25 protein-coding genes are annotated in these 22,062 nt (G+C 69.9%); 14 read left to right on the top strand and 11 right to left on the bottom strand.

Annotation, left to right across the window (positions count from 1 at the left end; translation table 11 throughout):
* The first annotated feature begins 88 nt into the window (after window positions 1-88).
* A complete protein-coding gene (rpmB, locus tag AMK34_RS33465) occupies window positions 89-280 on the top strand; it encodes a 50S ribosomal protein L28 (RefSeq protein ID WP_007031450.1) in 192 nt (63 codons plus the stop codon).
* Between the two features lie 354 nt (window positions 281-634).
* On the opposite strand, the gene AMK34_RS33470 is transcribed toward rpmB, so the two are convergent.
* The 3 genes from AMK34_RS33470 to AMK34_RS33480 are packed head-to-tail and all read right to left on the bottom strand — an operon-like array spanning window position 635 to window position 2,333.
* Window positions 635-1,312: a uracil-DNA glycosylase gene (locus tag AMK34_RS33470; protein ID WP_073848043.1), complete on the bottom strand. Its 678-nt coding sequence runs from the start codon at window positions 1,310-1,312 to the stop codon at window positions 635-637.
* Between the two features lie 11 nt (window positions 1,313-1,323).
* Window positions 1,324-1,854, bottom strand: a complete 531-nt coding sequence (locus AMK34_RS33475; protein WP_073848044.1) for a gamma carbonic anhydrase family protein — start codon at window positions 1,852-1,854, stop codon at window positions 1,324-1,326.
* Window positions 1,855-1,862: 8 nt separating this feature from the next.
* Complete coding sequence (locus AMK34_RS33480) at window positions 1,863-2,333, bottom strand: GNAT family N-acetyltransferase (RefSeq protein WP_038509530.1); 471 nt, start codon at window positions 2,331-2,333, stop codon at window positions 1,863-1,865.
* Window positions 2,334-2,390: 57 nt separating this feature from the next.
* Here AMK34_RS33480 and AMK34_RS33485 point away from each other — a divergent pair, with 57 nt between their 5' ends.
* Window positions 2,391-3,137, top strand: coding sequence for a GNAT family N-acetyltransferase (locus AMK34_RS33485; RefSeq protein WP_073848045.1), 747 nt, complete (start codon window positions 2,391-2,393; stop codon window positions 3,135-3,137).
* Here the strand turns inward: AMK34_RS33485 and AMK34_RS33490 are convergent.
* The gene (locus AMK34_RS33490; RefSeq protein ID WP_037342083.1) at window positions 3,134-4,090 is read right to left on the bottom strand and encodes a thiamine-phosphate kinase; all 957 of its coding nucleotides are present in this window, start codon (window positions 4,088-4,090) and stop codon (window positions 3,134-3,136) included. The genes AMK34_RS33485 and AMK34_RS33490 overlap by 4 nt on opposite strands.
* 133 nt (window positions 4,091-4,223) lie before the next feature.
* On the opposite strand from AMK34_RS33490, the gene AMK34_RS33495 reads away from it, so the two are divergent.
* Window positions 4,224-4,457, top strand: a complete 234-nt coding sequence (locus tag AMK34_RS33495) for an Lrp/AsnC ligand binding domain-containing protein (protein ID WP_005160289.1) — start codon at window positions 4,224-4,226, stop codon at window positions 4,455-4,457.
* Between the two features lie 19 nt (window positions 4,458-4,476).
* On the top strand, window positions 4,477-5,019 hold the full coding sequence (locus AMK34_RS33500) for a DUF3515 domain-containing protein (protein WP_073848046.1): 543 nt from the start codon (window positions 4,477-4,479) through the stop codon (window positions 5,017-5,019).
* A 4-nt stretch (window positions 5,020-5,023) separates the two neighbouring features.
* Here AMK34_RS33500 and AMK34_RS33505 read toward each other — a convergent pair whose 3' ends face one another.
* Together AMK34_RS33505 and pdxR are read right to left on the bottom strand one after the other, a co-directional pair.
* Window positions 5,024-5,992, bottom strand: a complete 969-nt coding sequence (locus tag AMK34_RS33505) for a zinc-binding dehydrogenase (RefSeq protein WP_073848047.1) — start codon at window positions 5,990-5,992, stop codon at window positions 5,024-5,026.
* A 33-nt stretch (window positions 5,993-6,025) separates the two neighbouring features.
* Complete coding sequence (pdxR, locus tag AMK34_RS33510; RefSeq protein ID WP_073848048.1) at window positions 6,026-7,384, bottom strand: MocR-like pyridoxine biosynthesis transcription factor PdxR; 1,359 nt, start codon at window positions 7,382-7,384, stop codon at window positions 6,026-6,028.
* A gap of 81 nt (window positions 7,385-7,465) precedes the next feature.
* Between pdxR and AMK34_RS33515 the strand changes: the two genes are divergently transcribed.
* Window positions 7,466-8,119: a pyridoxamine 5'-phosphate oxidase family protein gene (locus tag AMK34_RS33515; protein WP_073848049.1), complete on the top strand. Its 654-nt coding sequence runs from the start codon at window positions 7,466-7,468 to the stop codon at window positions 8,117-8,119.
* A 195-nt stretch (window positions 8,120-8,314) separates the two neighbouring features.
* On the opposite strand, the gene AMK34_RS33520 is transcribed toward AMK34_RS33515, so the two are convergent.
* Both AMK34_RS33520 and AMK34_RS33525 read right to left on the bottom strand, forming a co-directional pair.
* Window positions 8,315-9,751 carry a sensor histidine kinase gene (locus tag AMK34_RS33520; protein WP_073848050.1) on the bottom strand — a complete coding sequence of 479 codons (1,437 nt, stop codon included), beginning with the start codon at window positions 9,749-9,751 and terminating at the stop codon, window positions 8,315-8,317.
* Complete coding sequence (locus tag AMK34_RS33525) at window positions 9,748-10,443, bottom strand: response regulator transcription factor (RefSeq protein WP_073848396.1); 696 nt, start codon at window positions 10,441-10,443, stop codon at window positions 9,748-9,750. The genes AMK34_RS33520 and AMK34_RS33525 overlap by 4 nt, the downstream gene beginning before the upstream one ends.
* A gap of 145 nt (window positions 10,444-10,588) precedes the next feature.
* Between AMK34_RS33525 and AMK34_RS33530 the strand changes: the two genes are divergently transcribed.
* From AMK34_RS33530 to AMK34_RS33555, 6 genes are all read left to right on the top strand, one after another.
* A complete protein-coding gene (locus AMK34_RS33530) occupies window positions 10,589-11,926 on the top strand; it encodes a ferredoxin reductase family protein (RefSeq protein WP_073848397.1) in 1,338 nt (445 codons plus the stop codon).
* 17 nt (window positions 11,927-11,943) lie between these two features.
* Complete coding sequence (locus AMK34_RS33535; protein WP_073848051.1) at window positions 11,944-12,363, top strand: FMN-binding protein; 420 nt, start codon at window positions 11,944-11,946, stop codon at window positions 12,361-12,363.
* A complete protein-coding gene (locus AMK34_RS33540; RefSeq protein ID WP_037342073.1) occupies window positions 12,360-13,097 on the top strand; it encodes an FAD:protein FMN transferase in 738 nt (245 codons plus the stop codon). Before AMK34_RS33535 ends, AMK34_RS33540 begins: the two co-directional genes overlap by 4 nt.
* A gap of 42 nt (window positions 13,098-13,139) precedes the next feature.
* On the top strand, window positions 13,140-13,520 hold the full coding sequence (locus tag AMK34_RS33545; RefSeq protein ID WP_038509512.1) for a VOC family protein: 381 nt from the start codon (window positions 13,140-13,142) through the stop codon (window positions 13,518-13,520).
* Complete coding sequence (locus tag AMK34_RS33550; protein WP_073848052.1) at window positions 13,517-14,341, top strand: class I SAM-dependent methyltransferase; 825 nt, start codon at window positions 13,517-13,519, stop codon at window positions 14,339-14,341. The genes AMK34_RS33545 and AMK34_RS33550 overlap by 4 nt, the downstream gene beginning before the upstream one ends.
* A 136-nt stretch (window positions 14,342-14,477) precedes the next feature.
* Window positions 14,478-15,491 (top strand): asparaginase, encoded by a 1,014-nt coding sequence (locus AMK34_RS33555; protein WP_073848053.1) that lies wholly within the window; start codon window positions 14,478-14,480, stop codon window positions 15,489-15,491.
* 46 nt (window positions 15,492-15,537) lie between these two features.
* Here AMK34_RS33555 and AMK34_RS33560 read toward each other — a convergent pair whose 3' ends face one another.
* From AMK34_RS33560 to AMK34_RS33570, 3 genes are all read right to left on the bottom strand, one after another.
* Window positions 15,538-16,017 carry a cysteine dioxygenase gene (locus tag AMK34_RS33560; RefSeq protein ID WP_073848054.1) on the bottom strand — a complete coding sequence of 160 codons (480 nt, stop codon included), beginning with the start codon at window positions 16,015-16,017 and terminating at the stop codon, window positions 15,538-15,540.
* Between the two features lie 259 nt (window positions 16,018-16,276).
* Entirely contained in the window at window positions 16,277-17,290 is a 1,014-nt protein-coding gene (locus tag AMK34_RS33565) for an NAD(P)H-dependent glycerol-3-phosphate dehydrogenase (RefSeq protein ID WP_174492009.1), read from the bottom strand.
* Complete coding sequence (locus AMK34_RS33570) at window positions 17,290-18,033, bottom strand: lysophospholipid acyltransferase family protein (RefSeq protein WP_073848055.1); 744 nt, start codon at window positions 18,031-18,033, stop codon at window positions 17,290-17,292. The genes AMK34_RS33565 and AMK34_RS33570 overlap by 1 nt, the downstream gene beginning before the upstream one ends.
* A gap of 90 nt (window positions 18,034-18,123) precedes the next feature.
* Here AMK34_RS33570 and cofC point away from each other — a divergent pair, with 90 nt between their 5' ends.
* Genes cofC through AMK34_RS33585 form a run of 3 tightly spaced genes read left to right on the top strand, consistent with a single transcriptional unit; the run spans window position 18,124 to window position 22,023 of the window.
* The gene (gene cofC, locus AMK34_RS33575) at window positions 18,124-18,729 is read left to right on the top strand and encodes a 2-phospho-L-lactate guanylyltransferase (protein WP_038509500.1); all 606 of its coding nucleotides are present in this window, start codon (window positions 18,124-18,126) and stop codon (window positions 18,727-18,729) included.
* Window positions 18,730-18,787: 58 nt separating this feature from the next.
* The gene (locus AMK34_RS33580) at window positions 18,788-21,091 is read left to right on the top strand and encodes an RNA degradosome polyphosphate kinase (RefSeq protein ID WP_174492008.1); all 2,304 of its coding nucleotides are present in this window, start codon (window positions 18,788-18,790) and stop codon (window positions 21,089-21,091) included.
* Window positions 21,088-22,023: an NUDIX hydrolase gene (locus AMK34_RS33585; protein WP_073848056.1), complete on the top strand. Its 936-nt coding sequence runs from the start codon at window positions 21,088-21,090 to the stop codon at window positions 22,021-22,023. Before AMK34_RS33580 ends, AMK34_RS33585 begins: the two co-directional genes overlap by 4 nt.
* Window positions 22,024-22,062: the final 39 nt, after the last annotated feature.

The following is a 22,062-nucleotide window of genomic DNA, read 5'->3' on the forward strand; positions in this document are numbered from 1 at the left end:
GGAGGGCTCTGAGCCACTGGTTACTATGGTCGAGTTGCCCAGCATGCTGGGCGCATCATTCTTTGTCCCAGATCCAGAGGAGTTCGACGTGGCTGCCGTGTGCGACGTCTGTGGCAAGGGACCGGGCTTTGGCAAGTCGGTCTCGCACTCCCACCGGCGTACCAACCGCCGGTGGAACCCGAACATCCAGACCGTTCACGCCAAGATCGGTCTGTCCCAGCGCAAGCGCCTGAACGCCTGCACCTCGTGCATCAAGGCGGGCAAGGTCGTTCGCGGCTGAGCCGGGTTTTTGGGGAATGGCGGGTGCTCTTCGGAGCACCCGCCATTTTTTGTGTGCGGTGGGCTCGGGCGTCGTCGTGAGTGGCGATTCGGGTTCTAACCCGAATCGCCACTCACGACCACTGTGACCGAGCCGTAGCCCGCACCGAGTACATGAAGGCCCCCTTCCTTGCGCCTAGGTACAGGAAGGGGGCCTTCATGTACTCGGGAAGCGACCGCCTCAAGCCGGAAGTCCGTGAAGGCCTCCTTCCCTACCCTGAAGGTAGTGAAGGAGGCCTTCACGGACTTCGGCGAAACCTCAGGAGTCACAGCGGCCACTGCTGTCACGCAAGGGCCCACGCAAGCGCGTGAAGGCTCAGGGGAGCTTCCACTCCACCGGACCGGCGCCCTGATCCGCCAGCAGCTGATTCGCCCGGCTGAACGGCCGCGAACCGAAGAAACCCGCGTGCGCCGAGAGCGGGCTCGGGTGCGCCGACTCGATGCACGGCACCTGCCCCAGCATCGGCTTCAGATTCCGCGCGTTACGGCCCCACAGGATCGCGACCATCGGCTCGTCCCGCGCCGCGAGGGCCTTGATGGCCTGCTCGGTGACCGCTTCCCAGCCCTTGCCCTGATGCGAGTTCGACTTGCCCGGCTGCACGGTCAGCGACCTGTTGAGCAGCAAGACCCCCTGGTCGGCCCACGGCGTCAGGTCACCGTTCGACGGCAGCGGGTATCCCAGGTCTTCGCAGTACTCCTTGTAGATGTTGATCAGGCTCTTCGGGATCGGCCGGACCTCCGGCGCCACCGAGAAGCTCAGCCCGACCGCGTGCCCGGGCGTCGGGTACGGGTCCTGCCCGACGATCAGCACCCGCACGTCGTGGAACGGCTGCTGGAACGCCCGCAGCACATGTTCACCCGCCGGGAGATAGGTCCGGCCCGCGGCGATCTCCGCGCGGAGGAATTCCCCCATCGCGGCGACCTGCGGCGCCACCGGTTCGAGGGCCTGCGCCCAGCCTGCTTCGACGATGTCCTGCAGCGGTCGTGCGGTCACGGCGTGCGAGCTTACTCACGTGGGTCGAGCCGCCGAAGTTCGACCCGGAACCGGGCAGCCCTCTCGACATACCCGTCCACCACGAGCTTGATCATGTCCGGCCCGAACGACGTGTTCGGCCGTGTCTTCGCGGGGACACCGAGCGCGATCTGCCCACTGTCCACATAGGAACCATAGGAGAGAACAGCGCCCGCGCCGACCATCCCGCCGTCCTCGACGACGGTTCCGTTCAGCACCACCGATCCCGAAGCGATCAGGCAGCCTTCGCCGATCCGCGCGCCCTCGATGTGCACGGAATGCCCGACGGCGGAGGACTTCCCGATGATCGTCGGCTCCTTGCGGGTGCAGTGCAGGACGCAGCCGTCCTGGACGTTGGACCGCTCGCCGATCTCGATGTACCCGTGGTCGCCTCGCAACACCGTCTGCGGCCACACCGACGCGAACGCCGCGATCCGGACGTCGCCGATCACCGTCGCGTCGGGATGGACGTAGGCGTCCGGGTGGATCGAGGGTTCGAGGTCGCCCAGTGCGTAGATCGGCATCCGTCCTCCTATACCAGCGACTTGCCGTAACAGATGCTTTCCGGCTCGTCCTTGTAGTACCCGAAACCCGGGATCTCCAGGTAACCGGCCGACTCGTACAGCGCGATGGCCTCCGGCTGCTTGTCCCCGGTCTCCAGCACCATGCGCAACCGTCCGGCCTCGGCGGCCGTCCGCTCCAGATCGGCGAGCAGCGCCCGCGCGAGGCCACGACCGCGCGCCGAGGCCATCACGAACATCCGCTTGATCTCGGCGTCGCCGGGCCGCAGCGGGTCCGGACCGTCGTGCGCCCGCCAGGCACCGCACGCGACCGGGACGTCGTCGAGGTAGGCGGCCAGGAACAGTCCCTTCGGCGAGGCGAACTGCGCCGCGTCCATGGGCGTCTCGTCTTCGCTGCCGTACCGGGCGGCCAGTTCGAGCTGGGCTTCGGCCAACAGTTTCACCGCGTCGGGGTGGTCGTAGGCCAGCACACGAAGGTCCATGAGCGCGAGATTAGCGAGCCGCCCTCCCGCCGGGGAAGCGAGCGCTAGGTTCTGCTCATGTCGATCGAAGCAGGCCTCGCCGAGGCGCAACTCCGCCAGGCCCGCAACTCCGCCGCCTTCTGGGCGGCCACCGGCCGCTCCCGCGGTCACGAAGTGATCCGCCGCAACGGTTTTCTCGCCGTCGCAGGTGACGAGCGCGCGGGATTGCGCGTTCTGATCCAGGAACCCGGCCTCACCGACGGCGAGGTGGCGGAGATCACGGAGCTCGCCAGGCGGGCGAAGGGCCCGGTGGACGCCGAGGATCCCTTCAGCGTCACCGATCTGAGCCACCTCGGCGACATGCGCAGCTGGCGGATGCCCGTCATGTTGCGGCCTCCCTCCCCGGTCGCCGAACCCTCGATGAAGGTGGTCAGGGTCGACGGGGAGGAAGACCTGCGAGGCGCCGAACGCGCGGTCATCGCGGGCTTCGAACTCGACCGGTTCGAGCCCTACCGCGCGGGAGAGATGTTCCCCATGGCCTTGCTCCGCGAGCCGGGGGTCGAGGTGTTCGTCGCGCGGCTCGACGGCGAGGTCGCCGGGGCGTGCGTCACCGTCGTCGAGAACGGCTTCGGCAGCCATTACTGGGTCGGCACGCCGCCGGCTTTCCGCTCCCGCGGCGTCGGGCGAGCCGTGATGCTCGGTTCCCTCGTCCCCTTGGCGGAAAAGCCGGTGACCCTCACCGCGTCCAAAGCGGGCAGGCCCCTGTACGAATCCCTCGGCTTCACCGTCGCCGGCGAGTCGACCTGGTGGGCTTCCCGCCCTTAACGCCAGTGCTGCCAGCCGCTGTCGTGGCCGTACCGCTTCCCGTCCACCGTGACCCCCGAATCCGGCATGGTGACGACGCCGATCTCGGTCCAGCCCTCCGGCAGTTCGGCGAACGAGGGGAAGGTGGCCGCGAACGCGTGGTCCTCGCCGCCGGTGAGCACCCATTTCAGCGGGTCGGCGCCGAGCGCGGTGCCGACCTCGGTCAGCCTGCTCGACACGTCGAGGTCCGCCGTCCGTACGTCGATCCCCACGCCGGATGCCTCGGCGATGTGACCGAGGTCGGACAGGAGCCCGTCGGACACGTCGATCATCGACGTCGCGCCGCCGTCGGCCGCGCGGATGCCCGCCTCGTAGTCCGGTTCGGGGCAGCGCTGCGCGTTGACCACGCTGACCGGTGACCGGAAACCGCGGCCGAGCACGGCGAGACCGGCGGCCGCCCAGCCGAGCCGTCCACAGACCGCGACGACGTCGCCGGGACGCGCGCCGGACCTCGTCACCGGCTCCCGGCCGCCGAGGTCGCCCAGGGCGGTGACGCTGATCACGATCTGGTCGGCGCGCACCATGTCGCCGCCGACGATCCCGATACCGGCGCGATCGGCTTCGAGCCACATGCCCTGGGTGAGTTCGGTGACGAGTGCCGTCGGGGTGTCCGAGGGGCAGGCGAATCCCATGAGGACGGACGTCGGGCGGGCGCCCATCGCGGCGATGTCGGTGAGGTTCACCGCGACCGCCTTGCGGCCCACCTGTTCGGCACTGGACCAGTCGAGCCGGAAGTGGACGCCCTGCACGAGGACGTCGGTGGACGCCACCGTCCGGCCGTCCGGGCTGGCCACGACGGCCGCGTCGTCCCCCGGTCCGAGCAGGGTCGACTCCGGCTGTTTCCGGCCTGCCGTCACCGCTTCGATCAACCGGAATTCACCGGTCCCGGCGACCGTGCCGTCGTTCGGTGACACCCGTCACCTCCACTTTCCCTTGTCCGGACAAATGTCGATCACCGATAGTCGGAAGCCCTAGGTTTTTCCCGGGGCTGGCGATACGTTGCTACAACGTTCCTACCTTGAGCCGACTTTTACGAAGGGGCGCGCCGTGGTCCACGCATACATCCTCATCCAGACCGAGGTCGGCAAAGCCGCCGCGGTCGCCGCGGAGATCTCCACCATCTCCGGTGTCACCAGTTCGGAGGATGTCACCGGCCCGTACGACGTCATCGTCAAGGCCGCCGCCGACACCGTCGACCAGCTCGGTCAGCTCGTGGTCGCCAAGGTGCAGAACGTGGAGGGCATCACGCGTACGCTGACCTGCCCGGTGGTGCATCTCTGAGAGGTGGTGTAGTGGTCCGGTGGCTGACACGGACACCGGCGCTCCCCCGAAACCCCTGCTGATCGCGGCCGCCTGCCTGGCGATCCTCCTCGTCGCGGGCGTGGCCGTGTTCGGGCTGACCCGCGGCGCGGACTCCGACGCCCCCGTGGCGGACGGTCCGCTCCCGCTCGTCCCGGTCCCGGCGCCGCAGTCGGGGTCACCCGAATGCGCGAAACTCATCGGTGCGCTCCCCCACGAGCTCACGTCGTCCGGCACCACGCTGATCCGGCGGACGCTGGCCGATCCGGCCCCCGAGGCGACGATCGGCTGGGGCACCGGCGATCCGGTGGTCCTGCGGTGCGGTCTCGGCAAGCCGCCGGAGCTGACCCGGACCTCGCAGCTGCGGACGATCAACACCGTCCAGTGGCTGCAGGTCGAGGGTGAGGGCACCGCGACGTGGTTCGCGGTGGACCGGCCCGTCTACACCGCGCTCACCGTGCCGGACACCGCGGGGACGGGGCCGCTCCAGACGGTTTCGGACGTCATCGCCGCCAACCTCCCCGCGGTGCCGCTGCGGTTCTGAGCGCTCAGGGCAGGAGCAGGCTCTTCCCGGTGTACCGCCGCGCCTCGATGTCCGAGTGCGCGGCGGACGCCTCCGCCAGCGGATACGTCCGGCCGATGACCGGGGTCACCGTTCCTTCGGCCGCCCGCCGCAGGATCTCCCGCACCCGGCGCGCGTTGTCGGGCCAGAACCCGACCAGCTGCGCCATGTCCACAACGGACAGCCGGGCACGGTCGGCGTCACCGATCACGGTCTCCGCCCCGCTGGACATGCCGTAGCCGGAGAAGCGGCCGCCGTTGCCCAGCAAGGCCAAAGAGGCGGCGCCCAGTTCACCTCCGACGCCGTCGAAGACCACGTCCAGCCGGTGGCCTCCCGTGCGGGCGAGGACCTCCCCCGTCCAGTCCGCCGCCGAGTAGTCGGCCGGCTCGGCACCCAGTTTCCGCGCGATCGCCGCCTTTTCCTCGCCTCGGACCGCCGCGACGACCGTCGCGCCCGCGGCGCGGGCGAGCTGCACCAGCACACTGCCGAGCCCGCCCACCCCCGGCATCACCAGGATTCGCTCGCCGGCGGCGACCGGGGTCTTCTCCAGCAACGCCAGCGCGGTACTGCCGTCGTCGAACAGGGCCACCGCGTGCCGGGGATCCAGCTTCTCCGGGATCGGGAAGGTGTCGTCCGGCAGCGCGACGACCGTGTCCGCGTATCCCCCGCCGTAACCGCCCGGCGCGTGGGTGAGGACCGCCTTGCCCAGCCAGTCCTCGTCGACGCCGTCGCCCACCGCGTCGACGGTGCCCGCCACCGACCCGCCCGGGACGTACGGCGGCTCGACGGCGAACACGTCGGGACCGTCACCTCGCCGGATGAGGGCGTCGAGCCAGCCGACCCCGGCCGCCGTCACCGCGACGCGGAGCTCCCCCGCTCCGGGTTCGGGAGTGGGCATTTCGACCTGCTCGAGGACGCCGGGATCGCCGAACCGGGACACTCTGATCTCACGCATGAACGCAAGCTATGACCTCCAGTTTGCTCGAGGTCAACCGAGAACGGCGATCAGCGGTTTGAGCGCGGTGTGGAGCGCCTCGCGCGAGCAGCCCGCGTAACCGATGAGGTTCCCGAACACCGTCGGCGTCCCGGCGAAGTGCCGGGCCAGCCCGTCGAGCCGGATCCCTGCGCGTTCCGCCGCCGCCATCCGCGCCGCCTCCTCCTCCGCGGATCCACAAGGGACGACCAGATGCGCGCCCGCGTCGTCGCCGAGCACCGGGATCCCCGCCGACGTCAGCGCGGCCGACACCAGGGACCGGCGCTCCGACAGTTCCCGCCGGAGTTTGCGCAGATGCCTGCCGAGATCGCCGTGCCGCGCCAGTTCGGCGAGCACCCGCTGCCCCGCGGGCGACGGCCGCGTTCCGGTCGCCTCGCGGTACTCCAGCACCGCGGCCGCGACCGGGGCGGGCGCGACCATCCAGCCCGCGCCCAGCGCCGGGGTGAGGATCTTGCTGGTGGTCCCGAGATGCGCGACGACGTCGGGCGCGAGCGCGGCCAGCAACGGCAGCGGCGCGACGTCGAACCGCAGCTCGCCGTCGTAGTCGTCCTCGATCACCAGCATGCCTTGGGCGCGGGCGAGTTCGACCAGGTCGACGCGGCGCGACGCGCTCATCCGGCTGCCGAGCGGATACTGGTGCGCCGGTGAGCAGTACACCGCGCGTACGTCGGCGGGGACGGCGTCCGGGCGCAGGCCCTCTTCGTCGACCGGGACGGGCACGACCTCCATCCCCGCCCGGCGGAACGCCTGCACGGCACGCTGATAACCCGGCTCCTCGATCGCGACGCGGTCACCGCGCGAGAGCATCGCGCCCGCGAGTTCGATCACCGCGGCCGTCGTCCCGCCGGTCGCGAGCACCGTTCCGGCCGCGAGACCGCGGTGCCGCAGCAGATGTTCGGACACGGCGTCCCGGTACGCGCGCAGGCCCGCCCGGTCCTCGCGGTAGGTCGGGCGCGGATCGGCGGCGGCCCGCCACGCGCGGCGCCAGGCGGCCTTCTCGACGCCGTCGGCCCACGGGACACCCGGGGTGAGGTCGACCAGCGTGGGCGGCGCGGCGGGCGTCCCGGGCGCGGGCCCTTTCGCCGGTCGGTCCGCGGGCGGAGTGGTGGTGACATACGTGCCGGAACCGTGGCGGCCGGCGATCCAGCCCTCCGCGTGGAGCTGCTCGTACGCGGCCGACGTCACCGTGCGGCTGACGCCCAGACGGCTCGCGAGCGCCCTGGTCGAGGGCAGCCTGTCCCCGCCTCGCAGATGCCCGTCGCCCGCGGCCGCGCGCAACGCGTCGGCCAGCTGGACCGCGAGCGGGACGGCCGAATCGCGGTCGAGACTGACCGGCAGGGCGGTGTCGGACATGGCGTACTCCTGAAGTGGACTTCTCAAGTATAGGAGAATTGGACATTATTACAGGCCACTCTCCTGGGTGAGACTGGTCGCATGTCCACCCCGCTCTCTCCCACCGACCGGACCACCCTCGGCCGCAAGAAGAACCGCGCGCTCATCGACCGCTCGGCGCTGTACGCGGTGCTCGACGAAGGCCTGATCTGCCATCTGGGCGTCGTGCGCGACGGCGTCCCGCTGGTCATCCCGACCGGCTACGGCCGCGACGGGAACACGCTCTACCTGCACGGATCCACCGGGGCGAGGAGTATGCGCGACTCCGACGGCGTCGAGGTCTGCGTCACGGTGACCCTGCTCGACGGCATCGTCTACGCGCGCTCGATCAACAACCACTCGATGAACTACCGCAGCGCGGTGATCCTGGGGAAGGCCGCCGCGGTCACCGATCGCGACCGGAAGATGCACGGCCTCCACGTGCTGACCGACCACCTCGCGCCCGGTTCGTGGGAACACGCGCGGGACATCAACGCGAAGGAGTTCGCGTCCGTTTCAGTGCTGGAGCTGGACCTCACCGAGGCGTCGGTGAAGATGCGCGGCGAAGGGCCCGACGATCCCGAGGACGAGGTCGCGGACGATCTCGCGTGGGCGGGGGTGCTGCCGGTGCGGACCGTGTTCGGGGAACCGGAGCCGTCGGTGGACCTGGTCGGTGAGTGGACGGTGCCGGACCATGTGAAGCGGCGGGTCGGGTAGCCGCGCGCCGCTCTTGGTCACTTCCCCGAGGCCTTCACGCGCATCTCCTGTGACAGCTGATGCAGGTGGGGCGAATATGGCGACTCGCCCGTCCGTGAAGGCCTCCTTGAGGGACCCTGGGTCCCTCAAGGAGGCCTTCACGGACTTACCTTCGACCAGGCTTTCCCAGGGGCGCGGCTCGGTTCCGAACCGGGCTTACGAGCGGTGGCGCGGCAGCCGCACGGTGAACGTCGTCGCCCCCGGCACGCTCTCGACCTCGATCGTCCCGCCGTGCGCCGAAACCAGCGAGAGCACCACCGAAAGCCCGAGCCCGGTCCCGCCGTTGCCGCGCGTGCGGGCGGTGTCGACCCGGTAGAACCGGTCGAAGATCCGTTCCCGCGCTTCCGGCGGGATCCCGGGCCCGGTGTCGCTCACCCGCAGGACGACCTCCGAACCCGACGCCGCGGCCGACAACGTCACCGCGGTCCCGGGCGGCGTGTGCACCGCGGCGTTGGCGAGCAGATTGTCCAGCACCTGCCGCAGGCGCACCGGATCCGCTTGCAGGACAACACCTTCCGGTAACGCGCCGACGTTCAGCGGATGCTCCGGGCGCCCGGCGGCGAAGGCCTCCCCCGCGTCGGTGACCAGCTCGGCGAGGTCGACGTCGACCAGTCGCAAGGGTGGTTCGCTCTCCGGCGCGTCGAGGCGCGCGAGGAGCAGGAGGTCGTCGACGAGCACGCTCATCCGCTGCGTCTCTTCCCGGATCTTCGCCAGATGCGCCTCGCGTTCGGCGGGTTCGTTCGCCGCGGCGTAGCGGAAAAGCTCGGCGTAGCCCCGGATCGACGTGAGCGGCGTGCGCAGTTCATGGGAGGCGTCGGCGATGAACCGCCGCAGCCGTTCGTTCGCCTCCCGGCGCGCGACCAGCGAGGAATCCAGGTGCGCCAACATGACGTTGAACGCCGTCCGCAGTTCCTCGACCTCGGCGCCGCCGCCGTTCGCCCGCGCGCGCACCGGGAGATCGGCGTTCGTGGTGAGGTCGTGCGACGCGATGTCGTGCGCCGTCCCGGCCATGTCGCTCAGCGGCCGCAGCCCGCGCCGCAGCACCAGCCGTCCCGCGATCACCAGCACCGCGAGCGCCAGCAGGAACGCGACGACCTCGACCATGATCAGCTGGCTGACCGTCCGGTCCAGGTCCGCCTGCGGCGCGGCGCTGACCAGCACGATGTTCTGCGCCGGCTCGATCGGGCAGGCCCGGACCCGGTACGTGCCCTTGTCCTCGATGTAGACGGTGCGCAGGACCTCGGTCCGCGTCGCGTCCTCGGCGACCTTTTCGAGCGCTTTCGTGTCCGGTGGCAGGGAACCGCCCGCCTGCGGCAGCGCGTCGCCGTTCTGCACCGCGAAGACCGCGGAGAACCAGCCGTAGGCCTGCTGCGGTTTCCCGCCGTGCGTGGTGCGCAGCGACGGCACCTGGCTGATCTGGGTCTTGGCGAGCTGTTCGTCGAGCCGGTCGTTCAGATAGCCCTTCATGATGCCGACCATCACGGTGCCGACGACGGCGAACACGACCAGCGCCAGCGCGCCTAGCCCGAGCGCCAGCCTGGTCCCGAGCCTCGAGCGGCGCCAGGCGTCGTACCACCGGCGCAACATCTTCATCTCGCCGCCTGCCGCACGACGTAGCCCACGCCGCGCACGGTGTGGATCAGCGGTTCGTCGCCCGTGTCGAGTTTGCGGCGCAGATGCGAGATGACGAGTTCGACCACATTGGACCGGCCGCCGAAGTCGTACTCCCAGACGTGGTCGAGGATCTGCGCCTTCGTCATCACCGAGGGCGAATGCCGCATGAGATAGCGAAGCAGTTCGTATTCGGTCGGGGTCAGGTCGGCCGGTTTGCCGTCACGGGCGACCTCGCGGGTGTCCTCGTTGAGGGTCAGGTCGCCGACCCGCAGCACCGCGGCCTTGGCCTGGTTGGTGCTCCGCCGCAGGACCGCGCGCAGCCGCGCCATCAGTTCCTCGACGGAGAACGGCTTCACGAGGTAGTCGTCACCGCCCAGGGTGAGCCCGGCGACGCGGTCCGCGGTCGCGTCCTTCGCGGTGAGGAAGACCACGGGCACCGCCGTCCCGGCCTCGCGGAGCTTGTCCAGCACGGTGAACCCGTCGATCCCGGGCAGCATCAGGTCGAGCACGACGATGTCGGGCACGAATTCGGCCGCCCTGGCCAGCGCGGCCTCGCCCGATCCGGCGGTCACGGCCTGCCACCCCTCGTAGCGGGCGACGGTGGCCACCAGATCGGCGATATGCGGCTCGTCGTCCACCACCAGCAGGCGCACGGGGTTCTCGGTGTTCACGAAAGCCATCCTCCGTGAACGCGCGCGCGAGGGCGAGGCGGGACCGCATACGACAGCAAGCCGACAGCTTCCGCCAAGAAAGGTCACAGGTTGGCACAGCAGGCTCTGCACTGAACCGAACCGGAAGGGACCACGTGTGACCACCATGACGCAGACCGCCGTGAGACCGCGCCCGGCGATCCGTCCCAGGATCGCCGCGCGCGCCGGGCTCTTCCTCTTCCTCGGGGCCAACGTGGCCGCCGTGACCGTGCTGTTCTTCGCCGCCGGGCCGTCGGACAACGTGCTCATCAGCATCGGCAGGCTCGCCGGGCTGTACGGGGCGCTGACGATGGCGTTCCAGCTGCTGCTGGTCGCCCGGCTGCCCTGGCTCGACCGCCGCCTCGGCATGGACCGGCTCACCGGCTGGCACCGCTGGACGGGATTCGGCCTGCTGTGGACGCTGCTCGCCCATTTCGTGTTCATCGTCTTCGGCTACGCGCAGGTCGAGGACAACAGTGTGGTCGACGAGTTCGTCACGATGGTGACCAAACTGGAGGGGATCCTGCGTGCGGTCGTCGCGTTCGCGCTGATCCTGCTCGTCGGCGCCGTTTCCGCCCGGTTCGCCCGGCGACGGCTGGCGTACGAGACCTGGCATTTCATCCACCTCTACACCTACGCCGCGGTCGTGCTGGCGTTCACGCATCAAATCGCGCTGGGCGGATCGTTCGCGTCTTCGCCGGGAGCACAGGTCTACTGGTGGGCGGTGTGGGGCGTCGCGCTCGGCTCCGTCGTCGCCGGCCGGGTGGTGCTGCCGCTGGCGCGGAATCTGCGGCACCGGTTGAAGGTCGTCGCCGTGGTGCCCGAATCCCACGACGTCGTCTCGGTGTACATCTCCGGCAAGGACCTCGACAAGATGCCCGCGAGGGCGGGTCAGTTCTTCCTGTGGCGCTTCATGACGCGAGATCGTTGGTGGCAGGCGAATCCGTTCTCCCTCTCCGCCGCACCGGACGGCCGCACCCTGCGGCTGACCGCGAAGGCCGCGGGCGACGGCAGCGCGTCCTTGCGGTCGCTCAAGGTCGGCACCCGGGTGTTCGCCGAAGGCCCGTACGGCGCGTTCACCACGATGCACCAACAGAAACCGGACGCACTGCTGGTCGCGGGCGGCGTCGGGATCACCCCGATCCGCGCGCTGCTGGAGGAGATCTCCGGGCACGTCGTGGTGCTCTACCGCGTCCGCGACGCACGTGACGCCGTCCTCCTGCCGGAGCTGATCGGGTTGGCACGGGCGCGCGGCGCGGCCGTCCGAGTCCTCAGTGGACCGTCCGATCAGACCGGTCCGGTACTCGGCGCCCCCAATCTGCGGCGGCTGGTGCCGGATATCGCGGACCGGGACGTCTTCGTCTGCGGTCCGCCCGGGATGACCTCGGCGACGCTGCGCAGCCTGCGGGAACTGCGGGTGCCGGGCAGCCAGGTCCACGCCGAACGTTTCAGCCTCGCCGCCTGAACCAGGGAGACCCGATCATGAAGAAGACCATCGTCGCGGCCACGGTCGCGCTGTCGGCCGCCGGCTTCCTCGGTGTGTGGCTGTACGAACCCGGCCCGCTCGGCTCTGAGACCGTGGCCGTCGCGGCGCCCGCTCCGGCACCGTCGTCGAGCGCGGACGGTGGAGCGTCCGAGGGCGCCGAACGCACCCTCGACGGCTCGGTGGAGAGCAACCGGTACGGCACCGTGCAGGTGCGGCTGGTGATCTCGGCCGAGGACAAGATCTCCGAAGTCCGTCTGCTGCAACGGCCGACGAGCGGCCGAGGGGTCGACGCGATCCCGATCCTGCAGGAGGAGACGCTGACCGCGCAGAGCGCCGACATCGACACCGTCTCCGGGGCGACGTCGACGAGCGAGTCGTACGTCAAATCGTTGCAGGCGGCACTGGACGCCAGATGAACCGCGTCGAACAGGTGATGGGGCTGCCGGTCTCGGTCGACGTCCGGGCGGGCGGCGGGCTCGTCGACCACGCCATCGACGGCGTCTTCGGCTGGCTGCGGGAGGTCGACGCGCGGTTCAGCCCGTTCAAGGCCGACAGCGAGGTCTGCCGCTACGACCGCGGCGAACTCTCGCCGTCGGAACTGAGCGACGACCTCCTGGAAGTGCTTTCGCTGTGCGACCACTACGAACGGCTGTCCGGCGGGGCGTTCACCGCCCGGCTCCCCGGACGGCGGCTCGATCCGAACGCGGTGGTCAAGGGCTGGGCGGTGCAGCAGGCGGCGTCGCTGTTGCTGGCCGAGGGGTTGGACGTGTTCTGCATCAACGCCGGCGGCGACGTGATCACGTCCGGCGAACCGGAACCCGGCCGCGCCTGGCGGGTCGGCATCCGGCATCCCGAACGGCCCGACGCGGTCTGCGCCGTGGTGGAATCCTCCGGCGGCGCGGTCGCGACCTCGGCCGAATACGAACGCGGCGCGCATATCCTCGACGGCCGGACCGGGCGCCCGCCCGTCGGGCTGCTGAGCGTCACGGTCGCCGCCGACGACCTCGTCACCGCGGATTCCCTCGCTACCGCCGCCTTCGCGATGGGGACGGAAGGGATCGCGTGGGTCGCGTCGCGGCCGGGCTGCCAGGTGCTGGTCATCGACGCGGAACGGCAGGTGCACCGGTCGCCGGGGCTGCGGCTGGCGTAAACCGTTGGCCGGGTTCCACGGGCTCGGGCAGACTGCGGCGTCATGACCTCTGTCGTACAGAACTTCTTCTTCGACTGCGCCGACGCCTACGAACTGGGCCGTTTCTGGAGCGGTGTCGTCGGCAAACCGATGGCCGACGACGACGTGCCCGGCGATCCCGAGGCGATCATCGAGATGGACAACGGTGTCACGCTGTTCTTCGGGCAGGTCCCGGAGCCGAAGACGGTGAAGAACCGGATCCACCTCTGCCTCACCCCGGACATCCCGCGCGACGAGGAGGTGGAGCGCCTGCTGAAGCTCGGCGCGACCCTCCTGCACGACCGGCGCAATCCCGACGGCACCGGCTGGGCCGTCCTCGGAGACCCCGAAGGCAACGAATTCTGCGTGCTGCGCAGCGCCGCCGAAAAGGCCGCGACGGCGTGACGGATTACGTGACGGTCAACCGGGCGAACTGGGACGAACGCGCTCCCGCGCACGCCGCTTCGGCCGACTACGGTTACGAGAAGTTCGTCGCGGATCCGACGCATCTCAGCGGCGTGGTCACCTTCGACCAGCCGCTGCTCGGCGATGTCTCCGGCGCGCGCGGGGTCCACCTCCAGTGCCATATCGGCACGGACACGCTTTCCCTGTCCCGCCTCGGCGCCCGGATGACCGGTCTCGACTTTTCCGCGCCCGCGCTGGAGATCGCGCGACGGCTGGCCGCCGAGACCGGCGCGGAGATCGACTACCACGAGTCCGATGTGTACAGTGCCGCCGACGTACTGGGCGCCGGGGAATTCGACCTCGTCTACACGGGGATCGGCGCGATCTGCTGGCTGCCGGACATCGCCCGCTGGGGACAGGTCGTCGGGAAGCTGCTGAAGCCGGGCGGACGGCTGTTCATCCGCGACATGCATCCGATGCTGGGCACTCTCGACGAGACGCAGCCGCAGATCACGCCGAAGTACCCGTATTTCGAACAGGCCGAACCGCTGGTGTTCGACGAGCCGGGGACCTATGTGGACACCGACGTTTCGTTCCAGCACAACCGGACGCACGAATGGAACCACGGGCTGGGCGAGATCGTCACCTCGCTGCTCGACGCGGGGTTGACGCTGACGCGACTGGTGGAGCACGACAGCGTGCCGTGGAACGCGCTGCCGGGGTTCATGACCCTCGACGAGGCGACCGAGGAATGGCGGCTGACCGAAGATCCGCAGCGGCTGGCGGCGAGTTTCACCATCGAGGCCGTCAAGGCGCGGTGAGCCTTGGGACTCGCAGCGGCCGTGTCGCGAAAGCCACTTTCGGGACATCAGACGTCGCGAAAGTGGCTTTCACGACGCGCCTCGGCATCGCGCCACATTCGCCTTACCCGCCACAAAGTTTTGGGAAGATGTCCGTATGAGCGTCTCCCCTGAGAAACGGCCCCTTGTCGCCGTCGCCGCCCTGGGCGGCACCATCTCCATGGTCCCCGGTGACGGCGAAGACCACGCCGTCCCCCGGCTCACCGCCGCCGACCTGCTCGGCGACCTGGGCGAGAACCTCGAGATGGACGTCCGCGCGGAGACGCTGGCGGGGATTTCCAGCGCCTCGATGGACTTCGCGACCCTGATCAGGACGCGGGACTGGGCCGCTCGGGCCGTCGACGAAGGCGCTGAAGGCGTCGTCGTGATCCAGGGCACGGACACGCTCGAAGAGACGGCGTACTTCTTCGAGCTGACGTGGGCTTCCGAGGCGCCCATCGTGGTCACCGGCGCGATGCGCAACCCCAGCCTGCCCAGCGCCGACGGCGCGGGGAACATCCTCGCCGCGCTGACAGTCGCCGCCGATCCACGCGGCCGGGGCCGCGGCTCGCTGGTCGCGTTCAACGACGACGTCCACGCCGGACGGTGGGTCCGGAAGACGCATTCGAGCCACGTCGAGGCGTTCTCCTCGGCCCCCGCCGGCCCGCTCGCGCTGGTCAGCGAGGGTTTGGTGCACTACTTCCATCCGGCGGCCGCCCGTCCGGCGGCGTTGCCGCTGGAGAACGCCGACTTCTCCGGGCTGGTGCCGATCGTCGAGAGCGGCGTCGACGACACCGGCGAACTCCTGGAAACGCTGGTCAAGGCCGGGGTCAAGGGAGTGGTGCTCGCCGCCAACGGCGCCGGGCACGTTTCGGCGGGATCCGCCGACGTGATCGAGCGGGCCCTGGCGGAGGTGCCGATCGTGGTCGCCGGCCGCACCGGTGCCGGGCCGACGTTCCGCGGCACCTACGGCTTCCGGGGTTCGGAGTCGGATCTGATCGCGATGGGCGCGACGATGGCGGGCTGGCTGGACCCGCGCAAATCCCGGCTCCTGCTGCACACCCTGCTCGCCACCGGCGCCTCCCGGGAGCGCGTCGAAGCCGAATTCCGCCTGCGCGGCGACCTCGCCTGACCCCCGCGTTTAGTCCTCTGAATGCGTAAGGAACGCATTCAGAGGACTAAACGCGAGAGGGGCCTGAGATGGGGTCCAGGTGGTAAGGCCGCATGGCGCGGGGCCGGTGCCGGTAGACGTGCACGCTGACGGCGGGATCCGGGCCGTCGTTGCGCACCTCGTGGATGTAGCCGGGACCGAAGACGCGGGACTGCCCTTCCGACAGCGAGTGCAGCTCGGTCACGGCACGTCCGCCGGCCGCGCGCCGGGCGACTGTCTCGCTCAGCTTCCCGCTGACGACGGTGAACGCGCCCGCGGCGAACTCGTGGTCGTGCAGGTCGGTGTGCTGGCCGGGCAGCCAGCTCATCAACCAGATCTCTTGCAGTTCATCGGCGTCGACGAGAGCCGAGAAGCGCTCCTCGGGGTCGTAACGCAGCAGGTGCCGCCAGCGGTCGCGGTCCGCGGCGAATTCGAGCGCGACGCGCACCGGGTGGCGCAGGGCTGGGTTTTCGGGAATGACGAGCGTGTTGTCCGGGACGGCGAACATGGCGGTGTCCTCGCAAAAGGAAGTAGGTGTCGAGCTGGGCCGGGGCTGGGTTCACCGACAACAGCGACACGCGCACGCGACCACGCCAAGACCCGAGAGGCCCCGCGACACAGTCATCCCACGTGCGAACATGCGCCCAGCGAACCAGTGCGGAGCCCGGCGGTCAACAGATCTCATACCGTGGACCGTGAGTTCTGCACCTGACGTCCATGCTCGCAACACGGATCCGCCCCGGTCTGTCGCGATATTGCGGTCTCCCTCAGGACCACTCGTGCTTCTGCGACCGCCCGAGCAGCTCGGCCCCCGCACGCCGCGGGTCGACACCTTCGTGGCACACGCGGTGCATCGCGTCCGTGATCGGCATGTCGACACCGAGGCCCATCGCCAGTTCCCGGATCGACGTGCACGATTTGACGCCCTCGGCGACCTGGCCGCCGGTGGCCGCCAGCGCCTGCTCCAGCGTCTCGCCCCGGCCGAGCCGCTCGCCGAAGGTCCGGTTGCGCGACAACGGCGACGAGCAGGTCGCCACCAGGTCGCCGACACCGGCGAGCCCGGCGAAGGTCAGCGGGTCGGCGCCGAGTTTCGCGCCGAGCCTGGCCATTTCGGCCAGCCCGCGGGTGATCAGCGTCGCGGTGGTGTTGGTGCCCAGTCCCAGCCCCGCCGCCATCCCGCAGCTGAGCGCGATGACGTTCTTGCACGCCCCGCCCAGCTCACAGCCGACGACGTCGGTGTTGGTGTACGGCCGGAAGTACTGGTTGAAGCTCGCCTGCTGGATCGCCTTGGCGTTGTCGTGGTCGGTGCACGCCAGCACCGCCGCCGCGGGCTGCCCCAGCGCGATCTCCTTCGCCAGGTTCGGCCCGGACACGACCACGATCTGCCCGTCGTCGACCCGCGCGATCTCGGCGATGACCTCGCTCATCCGCTTGAGCGTGCCCAGCTCGACACCCTTCGCGAGGCTCACGAGGATCGCGTCGGGCGGCAGCAGACCGGACCACTCCGAGAGATTGGTCCGCAAGGTCTGGCTCGGCACCGCGAGGACCACGGCCTGCGCGCCGTCGAGGGCCTCGGCCGGATCGGCCGTCGCGGTGATCCGCTCCGGCAGTTCGATACCGGGTAAATAGGACGAATTGAGATGCCGCTCCCGGATTTCGGCCGCGACCTCGGGCCGCCGGGCCCACATGGTCACGTCGCGGCCGGCGTCGCCGAGCACCTTGGCGAACGCCGTCCCCCACGATCCGGCGCCGAGCACGGTGACCCGCTGGACCTCGGCCATCAGGCGTCGTCCTCCGGCTTCTTCGCGGGCGGTTCCTCCTGCCGGATCTCCGCGAGCAGCGCGGTGATCTCCGTCATCATCAGGTCGGTGACCTCGCGCAGCTTGGACGCGCTGCGGGTCGAACCGTTCTTGTACGCCGAAAGGTCCATCGGCTCGCCGACCAGGTGCGTGATCTTCTTGCGCGGGAACGGCGTGAACTTCTTCGTGTAGCCGTTGAAGATGTGGTTCGTGCCCCAGCGGGCGATCGGGATCACCGGCACGTCGGTCTCCAGCGCGAGCCGCGCGGCCCCGGTGAACGGCTTCTTCGGCCAGCCGTCCGGGTCCTTGGTGATCGTCCCCTCCGGATAGATCACCACGACCTTGCCGTCACGCAACGCCTGGTGGGCGGCCTTGAGACTGTCGCCGGCGGCGGCCGAACCGCGGGACACCGGGATCTGGCCGGCGCCGACGAAGATCTTGCCGAAGAGCGGCGCCCTGGTCAGGCTCTCCTTGCCGAGGAACCGCGGCACCCGCTTCTGCCGGTGCACGAACACCGCGTCCACCGCCGGGTCCATGTGGGACACGTGGTTGAGCAGGAGCAGCGCGCCGCCTTCGCGGGGGATCCGCTCGGCGTTGCGGTAGACCCGCTTGCCGATGGCCGTCGCCGGGTAGAACAGTGCGGCGGCGATGCCCACCCAGATGCCGCCCTTCTCACGCCGGGCCAATTCGTCCTCCTCGAAGTCACACGTGTCGTCCCAGACCATTGATCCTGCCGCGCGCATACGAGCGCGGTCCAGGGAGGGTCGGGTAAGAAGTGAGATGTGGACCGTGTGGGCTTTGACCTGATAGTGCCGATGAAACGCCCCGCCGAGGGCAAGTCGCGGCTTCGCGGCGCGGTGGTGCCCGAGCGGCACGCCGAACTGGTGCTGGCGCTGGCCTACGACACGTTGTCCGCGGCGACCTCGGCGGACGGGGTCCGGCGGGTGCTGGTGGTCGCCGCCGACCCGGCGTCCGTGGCGGATCTCACCGAGCTGGGCGTCGAGATCGTCACCGAACCGTCGCGCGGCGGACTGAACGCGGCCCTGCGCCACGGCGAGGAACTGCTGCGCCGGGACGGGCCGTCCGGTCTCGTCGGCGCCCTGCAGGCCGATCTCCCCGCGCTGCGGACCGAAGACCTCACCGCCGCGCTGGCCGGGGCCGCCGGACGACGGGCGTTCGTCGCGGACCGGCAGGGAACGGGCACCACGCTGTTGCTCGCGGGCGCCGGGCAGGCGTTGGCACCCCGCTTCGGCACGGGTTCCGCGCGGGCGCACACCGCCTCCGGTGCGACCCCGCTCACGATCGCCGCGGAATCGCTTCGCGCCGACGTCGACACCGCGGATGATCTCGCTCACGTCCGCACCCTCGGTGTCGGAAAGCGCACCTCAACGCTGCTGGGAACACCCTGCGTGGTGATGTGACGAGAGTTCACCCTGCCGACCCGCGCGCGGCGCACATAATCGCCCCGAGTGGTGAACAATGAAGCCCGTGAGCACAAATGACGGCGGCACCCCGAACTCGGCAAGGAAGCGGAAGACCTCCGCCGCGAAACCGGAACCGGACAACGGCACGGCGAAACCCGTCCGTGCGCGGAAGACGAACAGTTCGACCCCGCGCACGGCCGTCCGCGCGACGCGTGGTGGCTCGGCGAGCCGCCCCGCCCAGGAGTTCCGCGCGCTGCCCGCCGCGCCGCCCGCGGTGACGTCGGCGCCCACGGCCGTCGAGAGCCTTCCCGACGACCGGTACTTCAACCGTGAGCTGTCGTGGCAGGACTTCAACGCGCGCGTGCTCGCGCTGGCCGAGGACGAGTCGCAGCCGCTGCTCGAACGCGCCAAGTTCCTGGCGATCTTCGCGTCCAATTTGGACGAGTTCTACATGGTGCGGGTCGCCGGGCTGAAACGCCGCGACGAGACCGGCCTCCCGGTCCGCAGCGCGGACGGGCTCACCCCGCGCGAACAGCTGGCGTACATCGCCAAACGCAACCAGGACCTGGTCGAGCGGCACACGAACGCCTTCGAGCTGCACCTGCGGCCGCAGCTGGCCGACGAGGACATCCACATCGTCGGCTGGAACGACCTGACCGGCGCCGACCAGCTCCGGCTGTCCAACTACTTCAGCGAGCAGATCTTCCCGGTGCTCACACCGCTGGCCGTCGATCCCGCGCACCCGTTCCCCTACATCTCCGGCCTTTCGCTCAACCTCGCGATCACCGTCCGGGACCCGGAAGCGGGCACCGAGCGGTTCGCGCGCGTCAAGGTGCCGAGCAATGTGCCGCGCCTGATGCGCATCGAGCAACAGCCGCGTGAGGTCCGCACCGCGACCTTCCTGCCGCTGGAGGAACTGATCGCCGCGCATCTCGGCGAGCTGTTCACCGGGATGGAGGTCACCGAGCACCACGCGTTCCGGGTGACCCGCAACGCGGACTTCGAGGTCGAGGAAGACCGGGACGAGGATCTTCTCCAGGCGCTGGAACGCGAACTGGCGCAGCGGCGGTTCGGCCCGCCGGTGCGGCTCGAAGTGGCGCAGGACATGAGCGAGCACATGCTCGAACTGCTGCTGCGCGAACTGGAGGTCGACCCGCGCGACGTCGTCGAGGTCCCGGGTCTGCTGGATCTGACCTGCCTGCACCAGTTGTCCGGCGTCGACCGGAAGGAACTCAAGGACCGCCCTTTCGTTCCCGCCACGCATCCGGCGTTCGGTGAGCGCGAGACGCCGAAGTCGGTGTTCGCGACGCTGCGCGAGGGCGACGTCCTCGTGCACCACCCGTACGACTCGTTCTCCACCAGCGTCCAGCGGTTCATCGAACAGGCCGCCGCGGACTCGAAGGTGCTGGCGATCAAGCAAACGCTGTACCGCACCTCCGGCGACTCCCCGATCGTCGACGCGCTGATCGACGCGGCCGAGGCGGGCAAGCAGGTCGTCGCGCTGGTCGAGATCAAGGCGCGGTTCGACGAACAGGCCAACATCACCTGGGCCCGTACGCTGGAACGCGCGGGCGTGCACGTGGTCTACGGGCTCGTCGGGCTGAAGACGCACTGCAAGGTGTCGATGGTGGTGCGCCAGGAGGGTTCGACCATCCGCCGCTACTGCCATATCGGCACCGGCAACTACAACCCGAAGACCGCGCGGCTGTACGAGGATCTCGGCATCCTGACCGCCGACCCGACGATCGGCGCGGACCTGACGGATCTGTTCAACGTGCTGACCGGGTACTCCCGCCAGGACACCTACCGCAACATCCTCACGTCGCCGCACGGGATCCGGCGCGGCATCGTGCGCGCGATCGGCGAGGAGATCGAGCTCGCCAGGGCGGGCCAGACCGCCGGGATCCGGATCAAGTGCAACTCGCTCGTCGACGAGCAGGTGATCGACGCGCTGTACCACGCCTCACAGGCCGGGGTGCCGGTCGACATCGTGGTGCGCGGGATCTGCGCGCTGAAGCCGGGTGTGGAGGGACTGAGCGAGAACATCCACGTGCGCTCCATCCTCGGCCGGTTCCTGGAGCACTCGCGGATCTTCACCTTCCTCGCCGGCGGCACGCGCTGGATCGGCAGCGCGGACATGATGCACCGCAACCTGGACCGCCGGATCGAAGCGCTGGTGCGGGTCAAGGATCCGAAACTCACGGCGCAGCTGGACTACATCTTCGAATCCGCGCTGCATCCCTCGACCCGGTGCTGGGTGCTGGGTTCCACCGGCGAGTGGACCCCGTTCCCTGCGTCCGGGGACGACGTCCGCGACCACCAGGTCGAACTGGCGAAGCGGCACGGAGCGGCGGGATGAGCGGGACCGTGCGGGCGGCGGGAGCCGTTCTCTGGCGTCGTCAGGGCGACCGGATCGAGGTCGCGCTGGTCCACCGGCCTCGCTATGACGATTGGTCGCTGCCGAAGGGAAAGCTGGATCCCGGCGAGACCATCGCGGGCGCGGCGGTCCGGGAGATCGCCGAGGAGACCGGATTCGAAGCGGTGCTCGGCCGGTATCTGGTGCGGACCGAATACACCGTGGCGGGAGCGCCGAAGACCGTCGACTACTTCTCCGCGCACGCGGCTTCCGGCGCGTTCGCGCCGAACGAGGAGGTCGACGAGCTGCGCTGGCTCGACACGGAGTCGGCGGAGAAACTGTTGACGCGGCCGGGCGACGTCCGGGTGCTGCGCGAGTTCTCCGCGCTGCCGCCCGAACTCACCACGGTGATCCTGGTGCGGCACGCCAAAGCGGGTAAACGCGACGAGTGGAACGGCGACGACGATCTGCGGCCGCTGTCGGACGCGGGCCAGCGTCAGGCCGAGGCTTTGCGTTCGCTGCTGCGGCACTACGCGCCCGGCAGGGTGCTCTCGGCGCCGCGGCTTCGGTGCGTCCAGACGGTGAACGGGCTCGCCGAGGATCTCGGGGTCGAGATCCGGCACGAGCCGCTGCTGTCGGAAGAGGGCTACTGGCCGGACCCGGTGCTCGGTGTCGCCCGGCTGCTGGCCATCGCCGGAGACGGTGGGACGCCGGTGATCTCCAGCCAGGGCGGGGTGATCCCGGACGTCGTCAGCGCGCTGGCCGACCGCGACGGCGTCGACCTGACCGCCGCGCGCGGCGGTGTGGTGCCGTCGAAGAAGGGCTCGTTCTGGGTGCTGTCGTTCCGGGCGCCGACCGAAGAGGACGGGCCGGTACTGGTGGCCGCGGACTATTTCGCGTCGCCTTTGCCCACGCCCGCACCCGCCCATCCCTGAGGCTTCATCGCGCGTGAAGGCCTCCTTCCCTCGGCTGAG

The sequence above is a fragment of the Amycolatopsis sp. CB00013 genome (assembly GCF_001905755.1).
Classification (GTDB): Bacteria; Actinomycetota; Actinomycetes; order Mycobacteriales; family Pseudonocardiaceae; genus Amycolatopsis; species Amycolatopsis japonica.

Coding starts and splice junctions, on each gene's coding strand:
- AMK34_RS33535 (WP_073848051.1), top strand. CDS start 11,944: ATGAAGAAGACCATCGTCGCGGCCACGGTCGCGCTGTCGGCCGCCGGC.
- AMK34_RS33545 (WP_038509512.1), top strand. CDS start 13,140: ATGACCTCTGTCGTACAGAACTTCTTCTTCGACTGCGCCGACGCCTAC.
- AMK34_RS33585 (WP_073848056.1), top strand. CDS start 21,088: ATGAGCGGGACCGTGCGGGCGGCGGGAGCCGTTCTCTGGCGTCGTCAG.
- AMK34_RS33540 (WP_037342073.1), top strand. CDS start 12,360: ATGAACCGCGTCGAACAGGTGATGGGGCTGCCGGTCTCGGTCGACGTC.
- AMK34_RS33505 (WP_073848047.1), bottom strand. CDS start 5,992: ATGCGTGAGATCAGAGTGTCCCGGTTCGGCGATCCCGGCGTCCTCGAG.
- AMK34_RS33580 (WP_174492008.1), top strand. CDS start 18,788: ATGAAGCCCGTGAGCACAAATGACGGCGGCACCCCGAACTCGGCAAGG.
- AMK34_RS33485 (WP_073848045.1), top strand. CDS start 2,391: ATGTCGATCGAAGCAGGCCTCGCCGAGGCGCAACTCCGCCAGGCCCGC.
- AMK34_RS33515 (WP_073848049.1), top strand. CDS start 7,466: ATGTCCACCCCGCTCTCTCCCACCGACCGGACCACCCTCGGCCGCAAG.
- AMK34_RS33555 (WP_073848053.1), top strand. CDS start 14,478: ATGAGCGTCTCCCCTGAGAAACGGCCCCTTGTCGCCGTCGCCGCCCTG.
- AMK34_RS33520 (WP_073848050.1), bottom strand. CDS start 9,751: ATGAAGATGTTGCGCCGGTGGTACGACGCCTGGCGCCGCTCGAGGCTC.
- AMK34_RS33560 (WP_073848054.1), bottom strand. CDS start 16,017: ATGTTCGCCGTCCCGGACAACACGCTCGTCATTCCCGAAAACCCAGCC.
- AMK34_RS33530 (WP_073848397.1), top strand. CDS start 10,589: ATGACGCAGACCGCCGTGAGACCGCGCCCGGCGATCCGTCCCAGGATC.
- AMK34_RS33475 (WP_073848044.1), bottom strand. CDS start 1,854: ATGCCGATCTACGCACTGGGCGACCTCGAACCCTCGATCCACCCGGAC.
- AMK34_RS33480 (WP_038509530.1), bottom strand. CDS start 2,333: ATGGACCTTCGTGTGCTGGCCTACGACCACCCCGACGCGGTGAAACTG.
- AMK34_RS33565 (WP_174492009.1), bottom strand. CDS start 17,290: ATGGCCGAGGTCCAGCGGGTCACCGTGCTCGGCGCCGGATCGTGGGGG.
- AMK34_RS33570 (WP_073848055.1), bottom strand. CDS start 18,033: ATGGTCTGGGACGACACGTGTGACTTCGAGGAGGACGAATTGGCCCGG.
- pdxR (WP_073848048.1), bottom strand. CDS start 7,384: ATGTCCGACACCGCCCTGCCGGTCAGTCTCGACCGCGATTCGGCCGTC.
- cofC (WP_038509500.1), top strand. CDS start 18,124: ATGAAACGCCCCGCCGAGGGCAAGTCGCGGCTTCGCGGCGCGGTGGTG.